The sequence below is a fragment of the Nocardia sp. CA-129566 genome (assembly GCF_050956075.1).
Lineage (GTDB): Bacteria > Actinomycetota > Actinomycetes > Mycobacteriales > Mycobacteriaceae > Nocardia.
In genome coordinates, this window is the sequence record NZ_CP192085.1 from 7,680,554 (window position 1) to 7,698,044 (window position 17,491).

The window sequence follows — 17,491 nt, forward strand, 5'->3', positions numbered from 1 at the left end:
GTTGGCCATTGGACGATATCGCTGGCCAGCGGACCGAACCCGGCATTGGCGCGGCGCTACATCCACGCGACCTCCGCATGCGGGCCCGTCCGCGCCGCCGATCTAGTTCAACCGGCCGCCGACCCCGGCCATAGCCGACTGCCAGTCCGGGCGTACCGGGTTATTTCCCGGCGGGGCAAGCGAATTCGACGGTGTGCGCTTGGCTCCGGCCGCCCACTGGTCGGTATCGGTGGCGGCGGAGATGACCCGCCTGGCATCGCGGAGCTGCTGGGGATCGGCGGGGTTGGCAAGCACATGGTTGACGGCGTTCAGGGTTCGTCGCGCGTGCGCGTTGCCGATCCACTGCATCATGCGCGCGGCGTCGACCTGGTCGATTCCGGCCAGTGTGCCGGTAGCGGCGGTGAGGTCGCCGTTTGTCAACCGTTGCAGCTGTTTGATCTTCGCCTCGGTCGGCATTGCCATGTAATCGGTGACGAAATCGCGCTGTGGTCCGGTGTCGGCCCCACCGTCGAGGGTGACGCCACCGGGGTTGGTGCGCTGATACCGGAATGCGGCCGCCTGCAATGTGGCCAGATCCGCGGCCACCTCCTCGGCATCGCTGTCACCGCTGATGAGACGCAATGACGAGTCCTGGGCGCGCTGTACCGCGGCGACCACGTGGCCGAGATGCTTATCGGCCAAGGTCCAGCCGGAGGCGTTCGCCTCGACAATGCCCCACGAGCGAATGGCGTTGAACATGATTGCCTCGTCGGTGAATCCGGCCCCGGTGAGGGCCGCCCACGCATCGGGCACCTTGCCGCCGACGTCGTGTAGGCCCTGCAGCGCCGCGGCCGCACCCCGCACGGTGTCGACACCACCGGCCGCATTGGCGGCACGGGTGGCGGCCATCGCGAACATCCGACGGTTCATATAGGACTGCGCGTAGAAACCCTCGGCGCCACCGACCCCCGGCGCGCCCCAGAATCCCCACTGCCCCAACTGGGCCGCACGCTCCGTGCGGGAGAACGGCCGCAGCGGTGACCGGGTCCGACCCCACAGCCATTCGGTCACCGGCGAATTGCTGACCGTACTGACAGCGGCGAGCGCGGGCAGCAGACTCTTCTTCGGCATGGAATGACCCACCCCGGCCGATCCCATCCCGAGCGCGGTCGCACTGCCCGAACCGCGTGCGGTGTTGCCCTGAGCAGCCAGCGCGAACCGATTCGCGATCCACTCATTGCCACGGTCCAGTCCGGCGCTGAGCCGTTTGAGCTGGAAGATCGCCACGATCTCCACCAGCGCACCGATGATGAACACCACCATGACCTGATCGCGAGCGAGCGTGAACAGATCTCGCAGAATCAGCACGTACACACCGAGAAAGATGGTGTAGGCGGTCATTCGCGCGGCGGCCACGAAGCCGTCGACAATATTGCGGATCAAAAAGGTCTGCGTCGGTCCGTACACGAATCCGCCGGCGGCGAAGCCGAAGATCGACATCAATCCGTGGTAGATCGTGTCGAGTGCGGCCCGCATCACCTTGATGGCGAGCACGGCACCGAAGATGAGCAAGATCGAACCGGCCAGCAGCAGCAATAGGCCGGTCCCGACCTGCTCGAAATTCGGACTGTCCATCGACTCCTTGGCCGCGCTGTCGCCGCAACCGCCGACGCCCCGTTTCACCCGGTCCTCGCTGCGGGCGGCGACACCCGAGGACCATGCGGCACGGCATGCCGCCTGATCGTCGATCACATGCCCGAAGTTCCACACCTGCAGTGGGCGGCGGGCGAAATTGTCGGTCAGAGTGCCCTGCATGCTCGCCACGGTCTTGGCCGGATCGACGCCGTTGTCGCCGTTCAGCCCGGCCGCGACCGAAATGCCGAGATCGCGGCCCTGCGCCAGCAAACCGTTCGACGACAGCACATCGGCCAGTGGCTCGGCCAGGAATACCGGCCCGAGCACCGCGACCATCAGCATGGTCACCGCTTGCATGGTGGCCTTGGCGTGGAACCCGCGGATGACGAACCAGGCGACACAGAACGCGCCGATCGTCGCCGCGGTCACCAGCATTATCGGCGTCGCGATCTGCCCGGTCAGGCTGTGTGCCACGCCCAGCAGCGCCTTGGCGAAGATATTCAGCCACTCGAAGCTCAAGGCGTAGCCGATGAGCCAGATCGCAGTGATCACAATGATTTTCCAGCCCGCGAACTCCAGACCGAGCACCAGCGAGATCGCGGTATCACCCGGATTCAGTACGCCGCCGTGATCGGTGGCGAATACGTAGCTGGCGGCCTCGACCCCCGACGAATCCGTGATATGGGTCCAGCCGAGCGCACTGCCCACCGACGATCCGGCGCTGCGGGTACCGGATTCGGCAGCCGCCGCGGCCGCCGTGCCGAGCAGACCCGGGCAGATGAAGAGGACGAAGACGCCGACCAGCACCGTTGCTGTCCAGCGCCGTCGCCGTGTCGCGCGGACCCAGGTATGGCAGCGCCGTAACACCGCAGGCAACTGCCAGCGCACCGGATCCAAGTGATCCGAACTCCAGATGTTCACCACCACAACCTGATTCGTTTCCGCGCACCCGAAGCGCGGGCGCGGCAACGGGAGGATGAGCGTCGAAGCGGACAATCATCAGGGCTGCTCAACAGTCCCCGGAAGCGACCTATGAACGTTAACGTCGCGGTGTGAACGACCACCCTCGGGTCAGTGAACAACGCACTGCGAAATACTAAGAGCGCGTTGACTTTTCGTCTCTACCGCGACCACGGGAGTTCACCGTTTGTTCGCGTGTCCCTGCTTCTGCGGCGGGTGTGGCGAATTCGGCCGCACGGAAATGGGCCGTTTCGAGTTCGCGGTGGTGTCAGGAATTCCCAGCGTCCGGGTACCGAGTCGTCGACTGCTCGACGATCACGATCGGTTCGGTGGGCGGGCCCGGGTGCGGACGTTCGGCCACCACCGGAAATTGCGCGCTGTGATATTGGCGAATCTCTGCTATTCGCAAGACTTTTCGGCGAGCCAGGAACCAACCGCCGACCAGGGCGGGAGCCAGTCCGACCAGCATGGCGAGCACCGCGGCGCGTTGGACCATATCGCCGGTACAGGCCATCAGGATGACCACGGTTGCCAGGAACAGCAGCGTCGCCACCGTCGTATAGGGCGTGCCGGGCAGCCGGGAGTGCGGACGCCATGCCAGTCCGAGGCGCCACTGCTGCCACAGGCGCAGATGACAGAGTAGTACCGCGGTCCACGACACGATGGTGCCCAGCGCCGATACGTTCAAGACGATCTCGAATGCCCGCTCCGGCACCACCGCGTCGAGACCGACCCCGACCAATGCGATGGCACCGGTGGCCAGGATGCCGACATACGGCACACCCGTCGGCGACATTCGCGCGGCCGCGGCGGGTGCGCTGCCGTTCATCGACATCGACCGCAGAATCCGGCCGGTCGAGTACAGCCCGGCATTGAGACTGGAGAAGGCGGCGGTGAGCACGATCAGGTTCATGACCGAACCGGCCGCCGGCACACCGATTCTAGCGAAGAACGTGACGAACGGACTCTCACCGGCACGGAATAGTGTGTAGGGCAATAGCAGTCCGAGCAGGATCAGCGAGCCGACGTAGAACACGGCGATGCGCGAGATGACGGAGTTGATCGCCCGCGGCATGATCGTCTCCGGACGCTCCGCCTCACCCGCCGCGATGCCGACCAGTTCGACTGCGGCATAGGCGAATACGGCGCCGATGGTGACGGTGACCAGCGGCAGCAAGCCGGTCGGGAACAATCCACCGTGCTGCGCGATCACGCCGACACCGGTCGGCGCGCCCCGAATCGTGAAGCGACCGGCGAGGAAAACCGTGCCGACGATCAGAAACCCCGCCAGCGCAACGACTTTGATCAATGCGACCCAGAACTCGAGTTCACCGAACCAGCGCACCGAGATCAGGTTGGTACAGACGACCACGACCAGGGCGATGAGCGCGATCACCCACTGCGGGACGACTTCGAACGCGCCCCAGTAGCGGACATAGGTGGCGATGGCGGTGATATCGACGATCCCGGTCATGCACCAGTGGAAGAAGTAGGTCCACCCGACGGCGAATGCCAGCTTCTCCCCGTAGAACTCGCGGGCGTAGGACACGAACGATCCGGCGGAGGGCCGATGCAGCACCAGTTCGCCGAGCGCGCGCAAGATGAAGAATACGAATACCCCGCATACCGCGTACACCAGGAACAATCCGGGACCGGCACTGGCCAGGCGCCCGCCTGCCCCGAGAAATAACCCGGTCCCGATAACCCCACCGATCGCGATCATCTGTACTTGGCGCGCGCGCAACGCTCTGCGATAACCGACATCTTCGGCATGCAGCGCATCGGCGAACGTCGAGAGTTCTACTGGTCCTCGACCTGCGATCATGACCCAGCCTTCCAGTGCGGGATGTCATGTCGCGAAGCAATGTACCGTTATTTAACGGCACATTCAACAACGTTTCATATCTGGTTTCACTGGGTACTCTAGACTGCTGCCTCTGTGAAATCGGTTGGAATCCAACGAGTCTCAGTCGATCGGTCGATAGCGCCCGAGTAGCTGCACGTGCCGCGGTTCGAGTTCGTCGATGCTGCGGACGCCGAGCAGCTTCATGGTTCGAACGATCTGGGCGCGCAGGATGTCGATGGCCCGATCCACACCGGGTTCGCCACCGGCCATCAGGCCGTAGAGGTAGGCGCGGCCGATGAGTGTGAAACGCGCGCCGATAGCCAGCGCGGCGACTATGTCGGCGCCGTGCATGATGCCGGTGTCAAGGTGGATTTCGATATCCGCGCCGACTTCGCGCACGACCGAGGGCAACAGCTGCAGTGGCACCGGGGCTCGATCCAGCTGGCGCCCACCATGATTCGACAGCACGATGCCATCGGTGCCGAGTGTGGCCAGCCGTCGCGCATCCTCGACGGTCTGCACTCCCTTCACCAGCATCCGACCGGGCCAGTGCTGGCGGATCACGGCCAGATCGTCGAATCCGACGGTGGGGTCGAACATGGCATCGAGCAGTTCGGCCACCGTGCCGGACCAGCGGTCGAGGGAGGCGAAGGCCAGCGGTTCGGTGGTCAGGAAGTCCCACCACCACGCGGGTTTGCGCAGGGCGTCGATGGCGCCGCCGAAGGTGATCGAGGGCGGAACGGTCATGCCATTGCGGATATCGCGCAGCCGGGCGCCGGAGACGGGGACGTCGACGGTGACCACGAGGGTGTCGAATCCGGCTGTCGCGGCGCGTTCCACGAGGGCGAGGGATCGGTCGCGATCGGTCATCATGTAGAGCTGAAACCAATTGCGCGCATCGGGCCCGGTGACCGCCGCGACATCTTCGATGGCGGTGGTGCCCATGGTCGAGAGCGTGAACGGTATGCCCGCCCGTTCGGCCGCGCGGGCTCCGGCCGACTCCCCCGCGGTGTGCATCATCCTGGTGAATCCGGTGGGCGCGATGCCGAACGGCAGTTGGACGGACTTGCCGAGCACGGTCGCGGTGGTGTCGGTCGCGGCCACATCGCGCAGGATCGCGGGGCGGAACTCGATATCGGAGAACGCTTCTCGGGCTCGGTTCAGGCTGATTTCGGCATCGGCCGCACCATCGGTGTAGTCGAAGGCGACCTTGGGCGTGCGCTTACGGGCCATCGCACGCAGATCCCAAATCGTCTGGGCACGTTCGAGTCTGCGCGCCCTACCGCCGAACGGTCGCTCGAACTTCACCAGCGGCGCGAACTCGCGCGGGCGCGGCAGCCTGCGCGCGGTCATCGCGGGCCGGAATGGACGCCGTGCGGCGCCCACCATTCGTCGGCGTCACCGGCGTCGAGTCGGCCGCGGTAGACATCGATCTTGTGGTCGATGAGTTCCAGATTGTCCTGCAGCTCAGCCATTTTGGCGGCCACATCGGCGCGGTGGGCCACCATGAGGGCAAGCCGTTCCTGCTCGTTGCCGTGCCCGGCGCAGACCAGTTGGGCATAGCGCCGGATGGTTTTGATGGGCATGCCGGTGGCTCGCAGTCTGGTGCAGACGGTGATCCAGGTCAGGTCCGCCGGCCGATAGCGCCTGCGCCCGCCATTGGTGCGCTCGACGGAGGTGATGACCAAGCCCGCGCGTTCGTAGTAGCGCAGGGTGTGTGCGCTGACCCCGGTGCGCCGAGCGGCTTCGGCGATGGTCACGCCCGCCACGGCTTCGGAGCGTGCGGACTCGGATACCGGCTGCGGTTCGACTTCGAGCACGCTCTAAAGCGTAGCGTCGAAATGCTCCTGCTCGGCGCTACCACCGCGCCCCGGACCACTGCTGCTGTGCATGTGCACAAAGTCCGAGGTCCAGACTCTGCATCCTGCCGATGGTCCAGGATCGCCGATTGCGGTGAGCTGAATCCAGCAAGCGGAACCGCATGATCGACTGGCGGATCAACGGAGATTCGGAGGATGTGATGAGGCGATCTCGGCGGCGACTCACGGTGCTGGCAGTGTCGGCGTGGATGGCAGTGAGTACCGGTATCGCGGCGGCCGGTCCGGCGTTCCCGCCGAATTTCCCACCGGATCAGAATCAGCTGCCGCAACTGCCCACCGAGCCGCAGATCTACGACCTATTGCCGATCCCCGCACCGGATCAGGACCCGTGGTACGACGATCCCGCGGATCTCGCGTCCTATCGGCCCGGACAGATCGTGCGCAGTCGGGAAGTGCAGACACGCGTGCTCGGCATCCCCTTCCCGGTCTATACCGAACAGTTGCTGTTCCGGTCGAACGATGTGCACGACAACCCGATCGTGACCGCGACAACCGTTGTCGTGCCGGGTATTCCGTGGCAGGGCAGCCCGCGGCCGGTGCTTTCGTTTCAGGAGGCGATCGACTCCACCGATTCGGCGTGCAATCCCTCGCACACCTTGCAGACCGGCACCATGAAGGAGTCGGCGCTGGTGATCTATTGGCTGGCACAGGGTTTCGCGATCAACGTGCCGGACTTCGACGGAAAGTTCAATACCTTCAACACCTACGCCGAGGGCAAGATGGTCCTCGACAGTCTGCGTGCGATGAAGAGCGATCCGGCCCTGGGACTCGCCGATTCCGGTATCGCGCTGTACGGATATTCCGGCGGCGGTTCGGGTTCCATTCGAGCGGCCGAGTTGCGCGCGTCCTACGCACCCGATGTGCGGCTGCTCGGCACCACCATCGGCGGCACACCCGGCGACCTGGCGGCGGTGGCCCGTTATGCGATCGAGCCGGAGCCCGGACTGACCGGTACCAGCAACTTCACCATGTGGCTCGGCTTCGCGAGCCTCGCCCGCGAGTATCCGGATATCTTCGATCCGGCCGATCTGCTGACCGCGGCGGGTCAGCAGATCGTCGCGGACATCCAAAGTCGTTGCTACGCAACCATTGCGCTCACCGGTGTCTACCGCCCCATCAGCGCCTACTTCCAACCCGGCAGATCACTCGAGTCCGCCCCGGGCGTACTGCAGGTCCTGCAGGACAACAGCCTCGGCAAATACATTCCGGATACGCCGATCCTGTGGTGGCACGGCCTGTGGGACGAACTCATCCCTGCCTCGGTGGTGTTGCCGACCGTCCAAACCTATTGGGAGCGCGGCGCGGATCTGCGCTTCTACACCGTTCCCGTACCCGAACACATCGTCAACGCGGTCACCGGCTGGCCGCCGGCGGTCGCCTGGACCAGCGCCGTGCTGCGCGGCCTGGCGCCGGGACCGAAGTTCAAGGCCGATTTCCAGCCGCTGCCGCCGGGCTTTCCCGGGAGCTGAAATGGTTTGTGCCCGTGACCGAATGGGTGATCGAGAAATGCTGCCGGTAGCGATCGGGCGTGGTGGCCAGCTGCCGGGAGAAGACCCGGTGCAGCGTTTCACCGTGTTTGTAGCCGACCGCTTTGGCAATGGCGGATACGGTCAGATCGGTCGTCTCCAGTAGTCCGCGGGCCGCCTCCACCCGCAGGTTCTCCACGAAAGCGGCTGGGGTGCTTCCGGTTTCGGTGCGGAAGGCACGAGCGAAGGCGCGCTCGCTCAGCCCTGCCCGCGATGCCAGCGCGGCCACGCTCAGGTCCTCGTCCAAATGGTCGGGCAACCACTGCTGTACGGCTCGGATGGCCGGGGTGCGCGCCGGTTGCACACGCAGCTGGGCGCTGAATTGCGCTTGGCCGCCCGGCCGCCGGGCGAAGACGACGAACCACCGGGCGATCAGCTGCGCCACCTCGGTGCCGTGATCCGCCTCGACCAGGGCCAGCGCGAGATCGATGCTGGCGGTGACCCCCGCCGAGGTCCACCGGTTGCCGTCGTTGACATAGATGCGGTCCGGCTCGACGGTCACCCGAGGATAGCGCTCGGCCATCATGGCGCAGGCACCCCAATGGGTTGTCGCGTGATAGCCGTCGAGCAGCCCGCCCGCGGCCAGCAGCAGCGAACCGGCGCACACCGCTGCGACCCGTCGCGACCGCCGGGCAATGGCCGGAAGATCGCGCACGACCTCGGCCGATACCGTTGGCGCGAAGGCGCCGTTGCCCCCGATGACGATCATCGTGTCGATCTCGTCGTCACCCGCGGCGATCTCCGCCAGGGAATGTTCGACATTCATCGTCACACCGCCCTCCACCGCGATGGTGCCGGCGCGCGGCGCCGCCGTCACCAACCGGTAGACCGGCGATCCGGTAACGGCGTTCGCGGCACCGAAAATGTCCATGGGACCGGCCAATTCGATCAGCTGGATCCCGTCGTAGACCACGAGGACAACCGTTCGCGACGTCGACACTTCCCTATCATCACCGCATGCACCCATGGCTGTCACGGCAATGTGCCAGCCGATCACCCCGCGTGCCAGGCCGGCTCTAGCAGACCGGCGGCGTACTGGCGCAGGAACGGAATGATCAGTTCAGCGACTCGGTCGCCGAACTGGGCGTGCGGATAGTGCCCGCCGCCGTCGACGACCGCGACCTTCCCGATACCCATGGGCATCGCCGACACGATCGCCATCCCTTCGGCCTTCGGATCCGGGTAATCCGGATCCGCGGCGCCCATGATGACCAGCGCAGGACGGTGGACGCCGGACAGCGCGGCCTCGGCGTCGGCCGGAGTGGTCCTGCCGGTCTTCATGAATTCGGCCCACCGGCCGGGTTTGCGCAGGGTCCGCATCAGGTCATCGAGATAATCGGTGAAATCGTCCGGCTTGGTCGGATAGGCGAAGTCGAGGTATCTGCGCCACAGTCTCGGCGACCCGAGCAGCAGCGTGCCCATCAATCGCATCAGCCCACGGCGATACCGCGGCACGGTGAACAGGGCACCCATGTCCAGGTGCTGGGTCTTGGTGAACGGGTTGATCTCGATGATGGCCGCGACCAGTTCCGGCGCCTCGGCTGCGGCGATGGTCGCCGCGCCGCCGGACAGCGAGTGCCCGACGATCGCCGCGGGTCCGCCGAAGTACCGGATCACGCTGAGCAGGTCACCGGCGACGTCGGTCCGGCTGATGGCCGCCTTCCTGGTGACCGAGGGCCAGCCGAGACTGGATTCGCCGTGTCCGCGCAGGTCGGCGTTCACCACCCGGTATCCCGCGGCGACCAGTGGCGGTACGAGGTGGCGAAAGTCGTGCCGCGAGGTACCGATGCCGTGTGAGAGCACCACCAGCGGCCCGTCACCGATGACATCGCAGGCCAGGCGCCCTTCCTCGAAAGTCACGAACTCGGTCATTTGCTTACCTTCCAGGCGATTTCGATCGTCGCGACGTGCGCGATATGGGTCGAATTGAACGCCGGAAAACAGCGGCTGTCGGTAGGCCCGGCGGGATCGGTCATAGACACAGCGGATTTCGTCAGTGACTGACCCGATCGGCCCCGAACCCAGGAGACCTGCGGGTCGAGCGACCTGCACCGACGCCAGCGAGCCGTCGAATCCTGTCGCGCGACGCCATACAGCCGTCCGGCGGGATCACAAACGCGTCCCGCCGCTCCCGACCATGGCCGAGCGCCCGAAAACGATGGCCTGCGCCGAGCGGGAGCTACCTTGCAGCTGGGCGACCCCCTGAATAGACTGTGATGCGCGTCACAATCAATGGGCGTGGGTCTCCGACAGCACCGCGGGTGGGGTGGCTGTCGCAGCGCGAGTGGGGGCGCGGATCGCAGGACCGAGGAGAACGATCATGTCCGGACTGGTGCACAACCGCTGTGTCATGCTCGACCGCCACGGCGTCGCCGACTACGCCGAGGCGTGAAACACCATGTCGGACAACGCACGAACGCTGGCAGCCCATGACCGCGCAGCTGAGGCGGATCCGGAATTCGCCGCGCGCGCCGAGGCCTTCGGCACCCGGATGCTGGACATCGTCAATGACGGATTCCTGGCACTGATGATCAGCATCGGCCACCAGACCGGCCTCTTCGACACCATGAGCACGATGCCGCCCGCGACGAGCGCGCAGATCGCCGAGGCCGCGAAGCTGAACGAGCGATATGTGCGCGAATGGCTCGCCGCACTCACCGTCGGACGGATCGTCGACTACCACCCCGCCGATCGCACATATGCACTGCCTCCGGTGCACGCCACCGCGCTGACCAGGGCGGCCGGCCCGGACAATATCGCATCCCTCACGCAGTTCGTGCCGCTGGCCGCGAGCGTCGAGCCCGAGATCATCGACTGTTTCCGCCACGGTGGCGGCGTCGGGTATGCGAAGTACGGGCGATTTCAGCAACTCGCGGCCGAGGAGAGTGCCGCGGTTCATGATGTCGCGCTGATCGACGTCACCATCACGCTGGCGCCGGGACTGCCCGAGCGGCTACGCCAGGGCATCGTGGTCGCCGATATCGGCTGCGGCAGCGGGCACGCCATCAACCTGTTGGGCAGGGAATTTCCCAATAGCCACTTTGTCGGCTTCGACTTCTCGGAGGAAGGGGTCGCGGCGGGCCGCGCGCAGGCGCGGGCGATGGGCCTGGCCAATACCAGTTTCGAACTGCGCGATGTCACATATCTGGCCGAATCCAAGAGGTTCGACCTGATCACCGCCTTCGATACGATCCATGACCAGGCCCATCCGAAACAGGTGCTGCGCGGCATCGCCGAGGCATTGAAAGACGACGGCACCTTCCTGATGGTGGACGTGCAGGCCTCCAGCAACCTGGAGGAGAACTTGGACCACCCCGTGGGGCCCTGCCTGTACGGCATCTCCACGATGCACTGCATGACGGTGTCGCTGGCACTCGGCGGCGACGGCCTCGGCACCATGTGGGGCGAACAGCTCGCGACGCGCATGCTCCGCGAAGCGGGCTTCGCGTCCATCGATATCGAGCACGTCGAAGCCGACATCCTCAACAGCTACTACGTGGCAAGGAAGAGCTGAGCGCCGGATCAGTCCCAGGTCTGCGCGGCATCGTACCGACGACGCATCTGACGTCGCCGATAGAACACCTCGTCCACCGATAGCGTCGTCGCGGCGGCGATCGGTGCCAGATGGATATCCAGTCCGAGGGCGCTGATGCGATGTTCCAGATCGATGCGGCGCTCCGGAGGCAATGCCGACCACATCGCTTCGAACCGGGCGCGCACAGTGACATCGGTGGCCGCGATCAGGCGCAGCAGCAAGGGCCAGAAGTGGGCGTCGGTGGCGATACCGGGCAATGCGGCGACCATCGCGTCGCTCAACTGCGCGAGCAGGGCCACCGCGCGGTGTTGGATCCCGGCGTCGGCGTTTTCGATCAGGTTGAACAGTCCACGCCACAGCTCGGATTCGATACGGCCCTCGAGGCCGCCGATGAGTCCGGCCAGCGCCGCATCGTTCCCCAGGATCGGATTCACGGCCAGGTTGCCCAGCCCCCACGGGCTCAGGTGTCCGATGAACGTCAGCAACTCCGGCACCGCACCAGCCCGCAGATAGGTCGCGATGAGATTGCCGATCAATTCGACGGATCCGATGCTGAACAGCACATCGCCGATCGCCGCGATCAGATCCGGGTCGCAGCGCGCGAATGCCGCCAGCGCGGCCAGTTGCAGCCCCGTCGACCCGGTGAGCACGGTGTGCAACATCCGCGGCGCCCGCTGCCGCGGCCCGGCCAGCAGCTGGCGCAGGATGGCGCTCACGCCATTGACGGAATAGGCATAGGCGGCGGAGAAGATCAGGCCCTCGTCATCGAGCACACCCTGTTCGATGGCCAGCACCAATTCCGGTGTGGCAAAGGCATCGAGGAATGGTCCGGCGGTGATGTAGTCCTTGCGCGCCAGCATTTCGTTGAGGATGCGCACGATCGGTTCCGGTGGCGCCACATCGGCGAGCTGGCCGACGGTACGCGGATCCATATACGGCGCACAGTCGGCCACATACGCCGGCGCGAGCATGGCGACCGTCTCGGCCGCCTTCTTCGGATGGTCGACGCCGACCGCGCCCGCGGCCCGGCCCGTCATCATCGGTGGCACCAGGCGCTGCACCAGCGGCATCGAGATGCGCAGCGGAATGATCGGCACCAGTTTGCTGATCCGCTCGAAGGTCTCGTTGTGCTGATCGAAGATCAGACCGGCCAGCCGTTCCTGGAGTTGGTGCAGATTCTCGCTGCCCAACCGCTCCAGATGCGCCAATCGCTCCACCGGGGCGTGCAAAGTTCGTGACAGCAGCACGATCTGGGCACCGGTTACCAGATCACCCATCAGCCGAGCCGACTCCCGAACATGATCTTCTTCGTCACCGCGCGAAACGGCCGGGGCAGGGCACCGACCATCTCATCGATGGCCTCGATCAGTGCGGCCGTCTCCAATTGCTTGGCCGCGCGGAACATCACCAGCAACTCGGCGGCCTCTTGTTCGGTGAGGAACCCGGCTGCCGCCAATGGCCCGTGTAGTTCGCGTTCGAGGTCGGACCTGGCGGTCATACGGCTACTCGTTTCTTCATGTATCCCAGCGTTACTCACTCGTGAAGGCTTCGAGCATAGGTGTGCCGACCGCCCGGCGTGGCCGTGCGTAAAGAATTCGTTATCCAAAGAAGTTCATAACTTTTTGAGAGGTGCGACTTCCTTTTTATTTGCGCCGCAACGCAACTCGGATTTTTGTTCTCAGTGATGGGAAGTTGCGCGATCGGCGCATCGCGAGCATCTGTTTGTATCGGGGCATGATGGATTCGTGTCGGCTCACCCGGGTTCATTACTGCGCCGGGAGCCACCTGTGCCGACATCGGGCCTGACGCGCCGATCGTTCCTCGGCGCGACCGGCCTCGGCGCGGTCGCGCTCACCGCCGCATGCACCGGCTTCGCCACCACCGGCAGCGGCGGCATGCTCTTCCTGTCCACCCAATTCCGGCCCGCCGACGAGGCCGAACGTTTCCGCGACCTGCTCGGCAAGACCGCGCCCGGCGTCAGCTATGTCACCATCGAGGAAAGCCCATTCGCCGGCCAGGTGCGCAGTCAGGTCGGCGCGGGCTCGACGCAAGTCGGTCTGCTCGGCGGTCTGCACGGTGATATCGCACCGCTGGCCGACGGCTATCTCCAGGACCTCACCGGTTTGCTGGCCGACCTCGGCAACCGCGGCTGGCCCGCCGCCTACCTCCAGCTTGCGAAGGCAGGTACCGATCGAACCTGGTATATCCCGTGGGCCACTGCGAGTTACGTGCTCGCCGCGCACGCCGACGCGCTCGAACACCTGCCCTCCGGTGCGGACGCCGCGGCGCTGACCTACGACCAGTTCCTCGACTGGGCCATCGCGGCGCGTCGCGCCAATGGCAACCGGCCGATGCTCGGCCTGCCCGCCGGTCCGAAGGGTCTGCTGCACCGGTTCACCCAGGGCTATCTGCTGCCCTCGTTCACCGGCGGCCAGATCACCACCTTCCGTTCGGATGCGGCCGTCACGGCGTGGCGGTACTTGCGCGAACTGTGGGCCAACTGCGCCCAGGCGAGTACGAACTACGACTTCATGCAGGAACCGCTGGCCAGCGGCGAGGTGCGCATGGCATGGGATCACGTCGTGCGCCTGGTCCACGCGCCCGAGCGCGACCCGCGAAACTGGCGCATGCTGCCCGCACCGCGCGGTGCGCGCGGCCTCGGCTATATGGCCGTGGTCGCCGGACTCGCGATTCCCAAGGGCAGCACCGATGCCGAACTCGCCCAGCGCACGATCAGCGCGCTCACCAAGCCGGAAACCCAGATCGAGCTCTTGCGATCCAATGGCTTCTTTCCGTCCGTCGATACCGCCATCCCGGACGATCTGCCACCGGCGGTGAAACTCGAGGCCGATGCCGTGCACCGACAGCAGCAGGCGCAGGGCGCGATCCTGTCGCTGCCGCCGGTCGGCCTCGGCCAGCGCGAGGGCGAGGTGAGCAAGGTGTTCAAGGACAGCTTCCGTTCGATTGTGTTGGACGGAGCCGATATTCGAGCCACGCTCGACCAGCAGGCGCGGGTGCTGCAGGGCATACTCGACGAGCTGAAGGTGCCGTGCTGGGCACCCGACCCGGCCGCCGAGAGCTGCGGGGTGGAGTAGGAATGCGCGCCCGACTCGGCTCCCCCTGGATCCTGCTGCTGCCCTCTATCGTGCTGCTGGCCGCGCTGTTCGGCTGGCCGCTGGTACGGGCCGTGGTGGACGCCTTCAGCGACGGCAGCGGATTCACCTTCGAGCATTGGCGGCGCTTGTTCGATGATCCGTATTTCCTGACGGCACTGCGCAATACGCTGCTGCTGATCGTTATCGTGGTGCCGATCCAGCTGGTGCTCGCGGTCGGTATGGCATTGCTGATGCAGGCGCGGCCACGATTCGCTGGCGGCCACTTCTACCTGTGGTGTGTGCCGCTGGCGGTCTCCGAACTGGCCGCCGGTCTGGTGTGGCTATCGATCTTCGGCAATCGCGGCTATCTGAACTCCCTGCTGGTCTGGCTCGGCCTGTCGCAGGACGGCGTGCAGTGGCTCAACTATCAGCACACCGGCACGATGCTGCTCGCGGTGGTGATCGCCGAGATCTGGCGGGCGACGTCGCTGGTATTCGTCATCGTGGTGGCCGGGGTGCAGCTGATCCCGCGCGACTACGACGAGGCCGCGCAGGTATTCGGCGCCAATTTCTGGCAGCGGCTGCGGCATGTGACGTTGCCGCAGCTCGGGCCGAGTCTGCAGGTGGCGCTGATCCTGCGGACGATCCTGGCGCTACAGGCGTTCGCGGTGGCGCAGGCGCTCACCGGACGCGACTTTCCGCTGCTGGTCGGTGAGACCTACGAGTGGTACTCGAATCTGCAGAACCCGGCCGTCGCGAGCGCCGTTTCCCTTGTGGTGCTGGCGATCTCGCTCGGTACCGCGGTGTTCTATCTGCGGACCGTGCGGGCACCGGAGGGGTCGCGATGACCGAGCCGACCGCGCTGCCGCCGATCGACCGCGCACCGCTGCGCCGGCGGCGGTGGCGCGCCATCGGCGTGCAGGTCGCGTGCATCGCGGTGACGCTGTTCATGGCGCTGCCGATCGTGCTCATCGGACTCGCCGCGGTGTCCTCGCGCGATGCGCTCAACGAGTTCCCGAAGCCGTTGTTGCCCAGCGAATTCTCCACCGAGACACTGCATTCGTTCTTTCGGGCCACCGGCACCTTGCCAGCGCTCGGCAACTCAGTGCTCGTCGGTCTCTACACGGTGTTCTGGTCCCTGGCCATCGGTGCGCCCGCCGGATACGCGCTGGCCCGCAATGCCTTCCGCGGTAAGGACACCTACCAGGTATTCATCCTGTTCGTGCGCGCGCTGCCGATCGTGGTGCTCTCGGTGCCGCTGGCCACGATGTTCCTGCGGTTGGACGTCTACGACACCGTCTTCGCGGTAACGCTGGTGCACACCACCCTCGCCCTGCCGACGACCGTGCTGATCACGGCCAGCATCTTCGTCGCGGTACCCGCCGACCTCGAGGAGGCCGCTCGGGTATTCGGCTGTACGCGTTGGCAGGCCGCGCGCAAGGTCGTTGTGCCGCTGGCGCTTCCCGGACTCGCGGCAGCATCGATCTTCACCTTCGTGCTGTCGTGGAACGAGATCCTCGGTGCGACCATCGTGACGCTCGGCCATCGCACGCTGCCCGCGCAGGTGCTCACCACGCTCGGCGAGGCGTCGACCCCGTACCGGTTCGCCGGCGGCTTCGCGCTGATCATTCCGGCGCTGGCGTTCATCTTCGTCATGCGGCGCTACCTGGTGAATATGTGGGGGACCACGCTGAGATGACAGAGGTTTGCGCGATGACATGGCTTCGCGGATGACAGAGGTGTGCTCATGGCTGAAGTGATTCTGCGGGATCTGGTGAAGACCTATCCCGGCGGCTCGACGCGCGCCACCGACCAGGTCTCACTCGAGGTGTCCGACGGCGAATTCATGGTGCTGCTCGGGCCGTCCGGCTGCGGTAAGACGACCCTGTTGCGCATGATCGCCGGGTTGGAACTGCCGGATTCGGGGCAGATCGTCATCGGCGGCAACGACGTCACCTACCTGGAACCCCGTCGGCGCAACCTGTCGATGGTGTTCCAGTCCTATGCCGTCTTCCCCAATAAGAAGGTCGCCGACAATATCGGCTTCGGCCTGCGCGTACGCGGCGTACCCGCCGATGAGATCCGTCGCAAGGTCGCGTGGGCGGCGGATCTGCTCCAGCTGACGCCCTACCTGGACCGGTATCCGGCGAAGTTGTCCGGCGGCCAGCGCCAGCGCGTCGCGGTGGCGCGGGCGATCGTGATGGATGCCGACGTGCTGCTCATGGACGAGCCGCTGTCCAATCTCGATGCGCTGCTGCGGCTTTCGTTCCGCGCCGAGTTGAAGAAACTGGTCGGCCAACTGGGTACCACCACGATCTACGTCACCCATGACCAACTGGAGGCGCTGTCACTGGGCGACCGTGTCGCGGTGATGCGCGACGGGGCGATCGTCCAATGCGGCCCGCCGACAGCGGTATACGACGGTCCCGCAACCGAATTCGTCGGCGGCTTCCTCGGCAGCCCGCCGATGAACTTCCTCACCGGGACCGTAGAGGTGGACGATGCCGGACCGCGCATCGACCTGGGCGGGCAGTCGCTGCCGGTACCCGCGGGGCTCGCATCGTTGCGCGGCCGCAAGCTCGATCTCGGCATCCGGCCCGAGGCCATTGTCGTCGGCGCGGACAACCCCGACGACAATGCACTCGTCGGCGAACTCCAGGTGCTGGAGCCGCTCGGCTCGTCGACCCTGCTGACCACCGACGTCAGCGGTCAGGTGGTGAAGATCCAGGCGCGGCCGAGTTTCCGAGCCGACCAGGGCAGTGCACTGAAGCTGCACCTGCCACCACTGGCCTGTCGCTGGTACGACCCGGAAACCGGATTATTGCTGGAACAATCAGCGTAGATATCCGGTACTGACCTCACCGTATCCGATCAATTCGATGGACGGATATTTGCCGATGTGTCCGATTCGATCCGATGACAGTGCCCCGAACGATGGTCCGCCTCGATCTTCGACGCCGAGGGTGCGCTCGGCCTGCTGAAGAATTAGACAACTCGGAGAACACAATCGATGTACGGCGAGTGCGCGCTGCGCC

At 65.6% G+C, this 17,491-nt stretch carries 14 protein-coding genes; 6 read left to right on the top strand and 8 right to left on the bottom strand.

Translation table 11 applies throughout. The features are described 5' to 3' along the window. Positions 1 to 102: 102 nt before the first annotated feature. From ACQP0C_RS34035 to ACQP0C_RS34050, 4 genes are all read right to left on the bottom strand, one after another. Positions 103 to 2,535: a hypothetical protein gene (locus ACQP0C_RS34035; protein ID WP_433726721.1), complete on the bottom strand. Its 2,433-nt coding sequence runs from the start codon at positions 2,533 to 2,535 to the stop codon at positions 103 to 105. 307 nt (positions 2,536 to 2,842) lie between these two features. After that, positions 2,843 to 4,399 (bottom strand): amino acid permease, encoded by a 1,557-nt coding sequence (locus ACQP0C_RS34040; RefSeq protein WP_433726723.1) that lies wholly within the window; start codon positions 4,397 to 4,399, stop codon positions 2,843 to 2,845. Between the two features lie 141 nt (positions 4,400 to 4,540). Beyond that, on the bottom strand, positions 4,541 to 5,773 hold the full coding sequence (locus tag ACQP0C_RS34045) for an alpha-hydroxy acid oxidase (protein ID WP_433726724.1): 1,233 nt from the start codon (positions 5,771 to 5,773) through the stop codon (positions 4,541 to 4,543). Beyond that, entirely contained in the window at positions 5,770 to 6,240 is a 471-nt protein-coding gene (locus ACQP0C_RS34050) for a MerR family transcriptional regulator (RefSeq protein ID WP_433726726.1), read from the bottom strand. The genes ACQP0C_RS34045 and ACQP0C_RS34050 overlap by 4 nt, the downstream gene beginning before the upstream one ends. Positions 6,241 to 6,488: 248 nt before the next feature. On the opposite strand from ACQP0C_RS34050, the gene ACQP0C_RS34055 reads away from it, so the two are divergent. Beyond that, entirely contained in the window at positions 6,489 to 7,769 is a 1,281-nt protein-coding gene (locus ACQP0C_RS34055; RefSeq protein WP_433726728.1) for a lipase family protein, read from the top strand. Here ACQP0C_RS34055 and ACQP0C_RS34060 read toward each other — a convergent pair. After that, positions 7,723 to 8,766, bottom strand: coding sequence for a GlxA family transcriptional regulator (locus ACQP0C_RS34060; RefSeq protein WP_433726730.1), 1,044 nt, complete (start codon positions 8,764 to 8,766; stop codon positions 7,723 to 7,725). The genes ACQP0C_RS34055 and ACQP0C_RS34060 overlap by 47 nt on opposite strands. 53 nt (positions 8,767 to 8,819) lie before the next feature. After that, positions 8,820 to 9,698 carry an alpha/beta fold hydrolase gene (locus tag ACQP0C_RS34065; RefSeq protein WP_433726732.1) on the bottom strand — a complete coding sequence of 293 codons (879 nt, stop codon included), beginning with the start codon at positions 9,696 to 9,698 and terminating at the stop codon, positions 8,820 to 8,822. A gap of 619 nt (positions 9,699 to 10,317) precedes the next feature. On the opposite strand from ACQP0C_RS34065, the gene ACQP0C_RS34070 reads away from it, so the two are divergent. Beyond that, on the top strand, positions 10,318 to 11,340 hold the full coding sequence (locus ACQP0C_RS34070) for a class I SAM-dependent methyltransferase (protein ID WP_433734729.1): 1,023 nt from the start codon (positions 10,318 to 10,320) through the stop codon (positions 11,338 to 11,340). A gap of 8 nt (positions 11,341 to 11,348) precedes the next feature. Here the strand turns inward: ACQP0C_RS34070 and ACQP0C_RS34075 are convergent, their stop codons facing one another. Further along, positions 11,349 to 12,638, bottom strand: a complete 1,290-nt coding sequence (locus ACQP0C_RS34075; protein WP_433726734.1) for a hypothetical protein — start codon at positions 12,636 to 12,638, stop codon at positions 11,349 to 11,351. After that, the gene (locus ACQP0C_RS34080) at positions 12,638 to 12,859 is read right to left on the bottom strand and encodes a hypothetical protein (protein WP_433726736.1); all 222 of its coding nucleotides are present in this window, start codon (positions 12,857 to 12,859) and stop codon (positions 12,638 to 12,640) included. The genes ACQP0C_RS34075 and ACQP0C_RS34080 overlap by 1 nt, the downstream gene beginning before the upstream one ends. 289 nt (positions 12,860 to 13,148) lie before the next feature. Here ACQP0C_RS34080 and ACQP0C_RS34085 point away from each other — a divergent pair, with 289 nt between their 5' ends. From ACQP0C_RS34085 to ACQP0C_RS34100, 4 genes are read left to right on the top strand one after another with little or no spacing between them, the layout of a single operon-like run. Then, on the top strand, positions 13,149 to 14,456 hold the full coding sequence (locus ACQP0C_RS34085; protein WP_433726738.1) for an ABC transporter substrate-binding protein: 1,308 nt from the start codon (positions 13,149 to 13,151) through the stop codon (positions 14,454 to 14,456). 2 nt (positions 14,457 to 14,458) lie between these two features. Further along, positions 14,459 to 15,304 carry a carbohydrate ABC transporter permease gene (locus tag ACQP0C_RS34090; protein WP_433726740.1) on the top strand — a complete coding sequence of 282 codons (846 nt, stop codon included), beginning with the start codon at positions 14,459 to 14,461 and terminating at the stop codon, positions 15,302 to 15,304. After that, positions 15,301 to 16,155: a carbohydrate ABC transporter permease gene (locus ACQP0C_RS34095; protein ID WP_433726742.1), complete on the top strand. Its 855-nt coding sequence runs from the start codon at positions 15,301 to 15,303 to the stop codon at positions 16,153 to 16,155. The genes ACQP0C_RS34090 and ACQP0C_RS34095 overlap by 4 nt, the downstream gene beginning before the upstream one ends. Before the next feature lie 48 nt (positions 16,156 to 16,203). Then, the gene (locus tag ACQP0C_RS34100) at positions 16,204 to 17,298 is read left to right on the top strand and encodes an ABC transporter ATP-binding protein (protein WP_433726744.1); all 1,095 of its coding nucleotides are present in this window, start codon (positions 16,204 to 16,206) and stop codon (positions 17,296 to 17,298) included. Positions 17,299 to 17,491: the final 193 nt, after the last annotated feature.

Coding starts and splice junctions, on each gene's coding strand:
- ACQP0C_RS34040 (WP_433726723.1), bottom strand. CDS start 4,399: ATGATCGCAGGTCGAGGACCAGTAGAACTCTCGACGTTCGCCGATGCG.
- ACQP0C_RS34055 (WP_433726728.1), top strand. CDS start 6,489: ATGGCAGTGAGTACCGGTATCGCGGCGGCCGGTCCGGCGTTCCCGCCG.
- ACQP0C_RS34075 (WP_433726734.1), bottom strand. CDS start 12,638: ATGGGTGATCTGGTAACCGGTGCCCAGATCGTGCTGCTGTCACGAACT.
- ACQP0C_RS34080 (WP_433726736.1), bottom strand. CDS start 12,859: ATGACCGCCAGGTCCGACCTCGAACGCGAACTACACGGGCCATTGGCG.
- ACQP0C_RS34065 (WP_433726732.1), bottom strand. CDS start 9,698: ATGACCGAGTTCGTGACTTTCGAGGAAGGGCGCCTGGCCTGCGATGTC.
- ACQP0C_RS34095 (WP_433726742.1), top strand. CDS start 15,301: ATGACCGAGCCGACCGCGCTGCCGCCGATCGACCGCGCACCGCTGCGC.
- ACQP0C_RS34100 (WP_433726744.1), top strand. CDS start 16,204: ATGGCTGAAGTGATTCTGCGGGATCTGGTGAAGACCTATCCCGGCGGC.
- ACQP0C_RS34045 (WP_433726724.1), bottom strand. CDS start 5,773: ATGACCGCGCGCAGGCTGCCGCGCCCGCGCGAGTTCGCGCCGCTGGTG.
- ACQP0C_RS34090 (WP_433726740.1), top strand. CDS start 14,459: ATGCGCGCCCGACTCGGCTCCCCCTGGATCCTGCTGCTGCCCTCTATC.
- ACQP0C_RS34070 (WP_433734729.1), top strand. CDS start 10,318: ATGCTGGACATCGTCAATGACGGATTCCTGGCACTGATGATCAGCATC.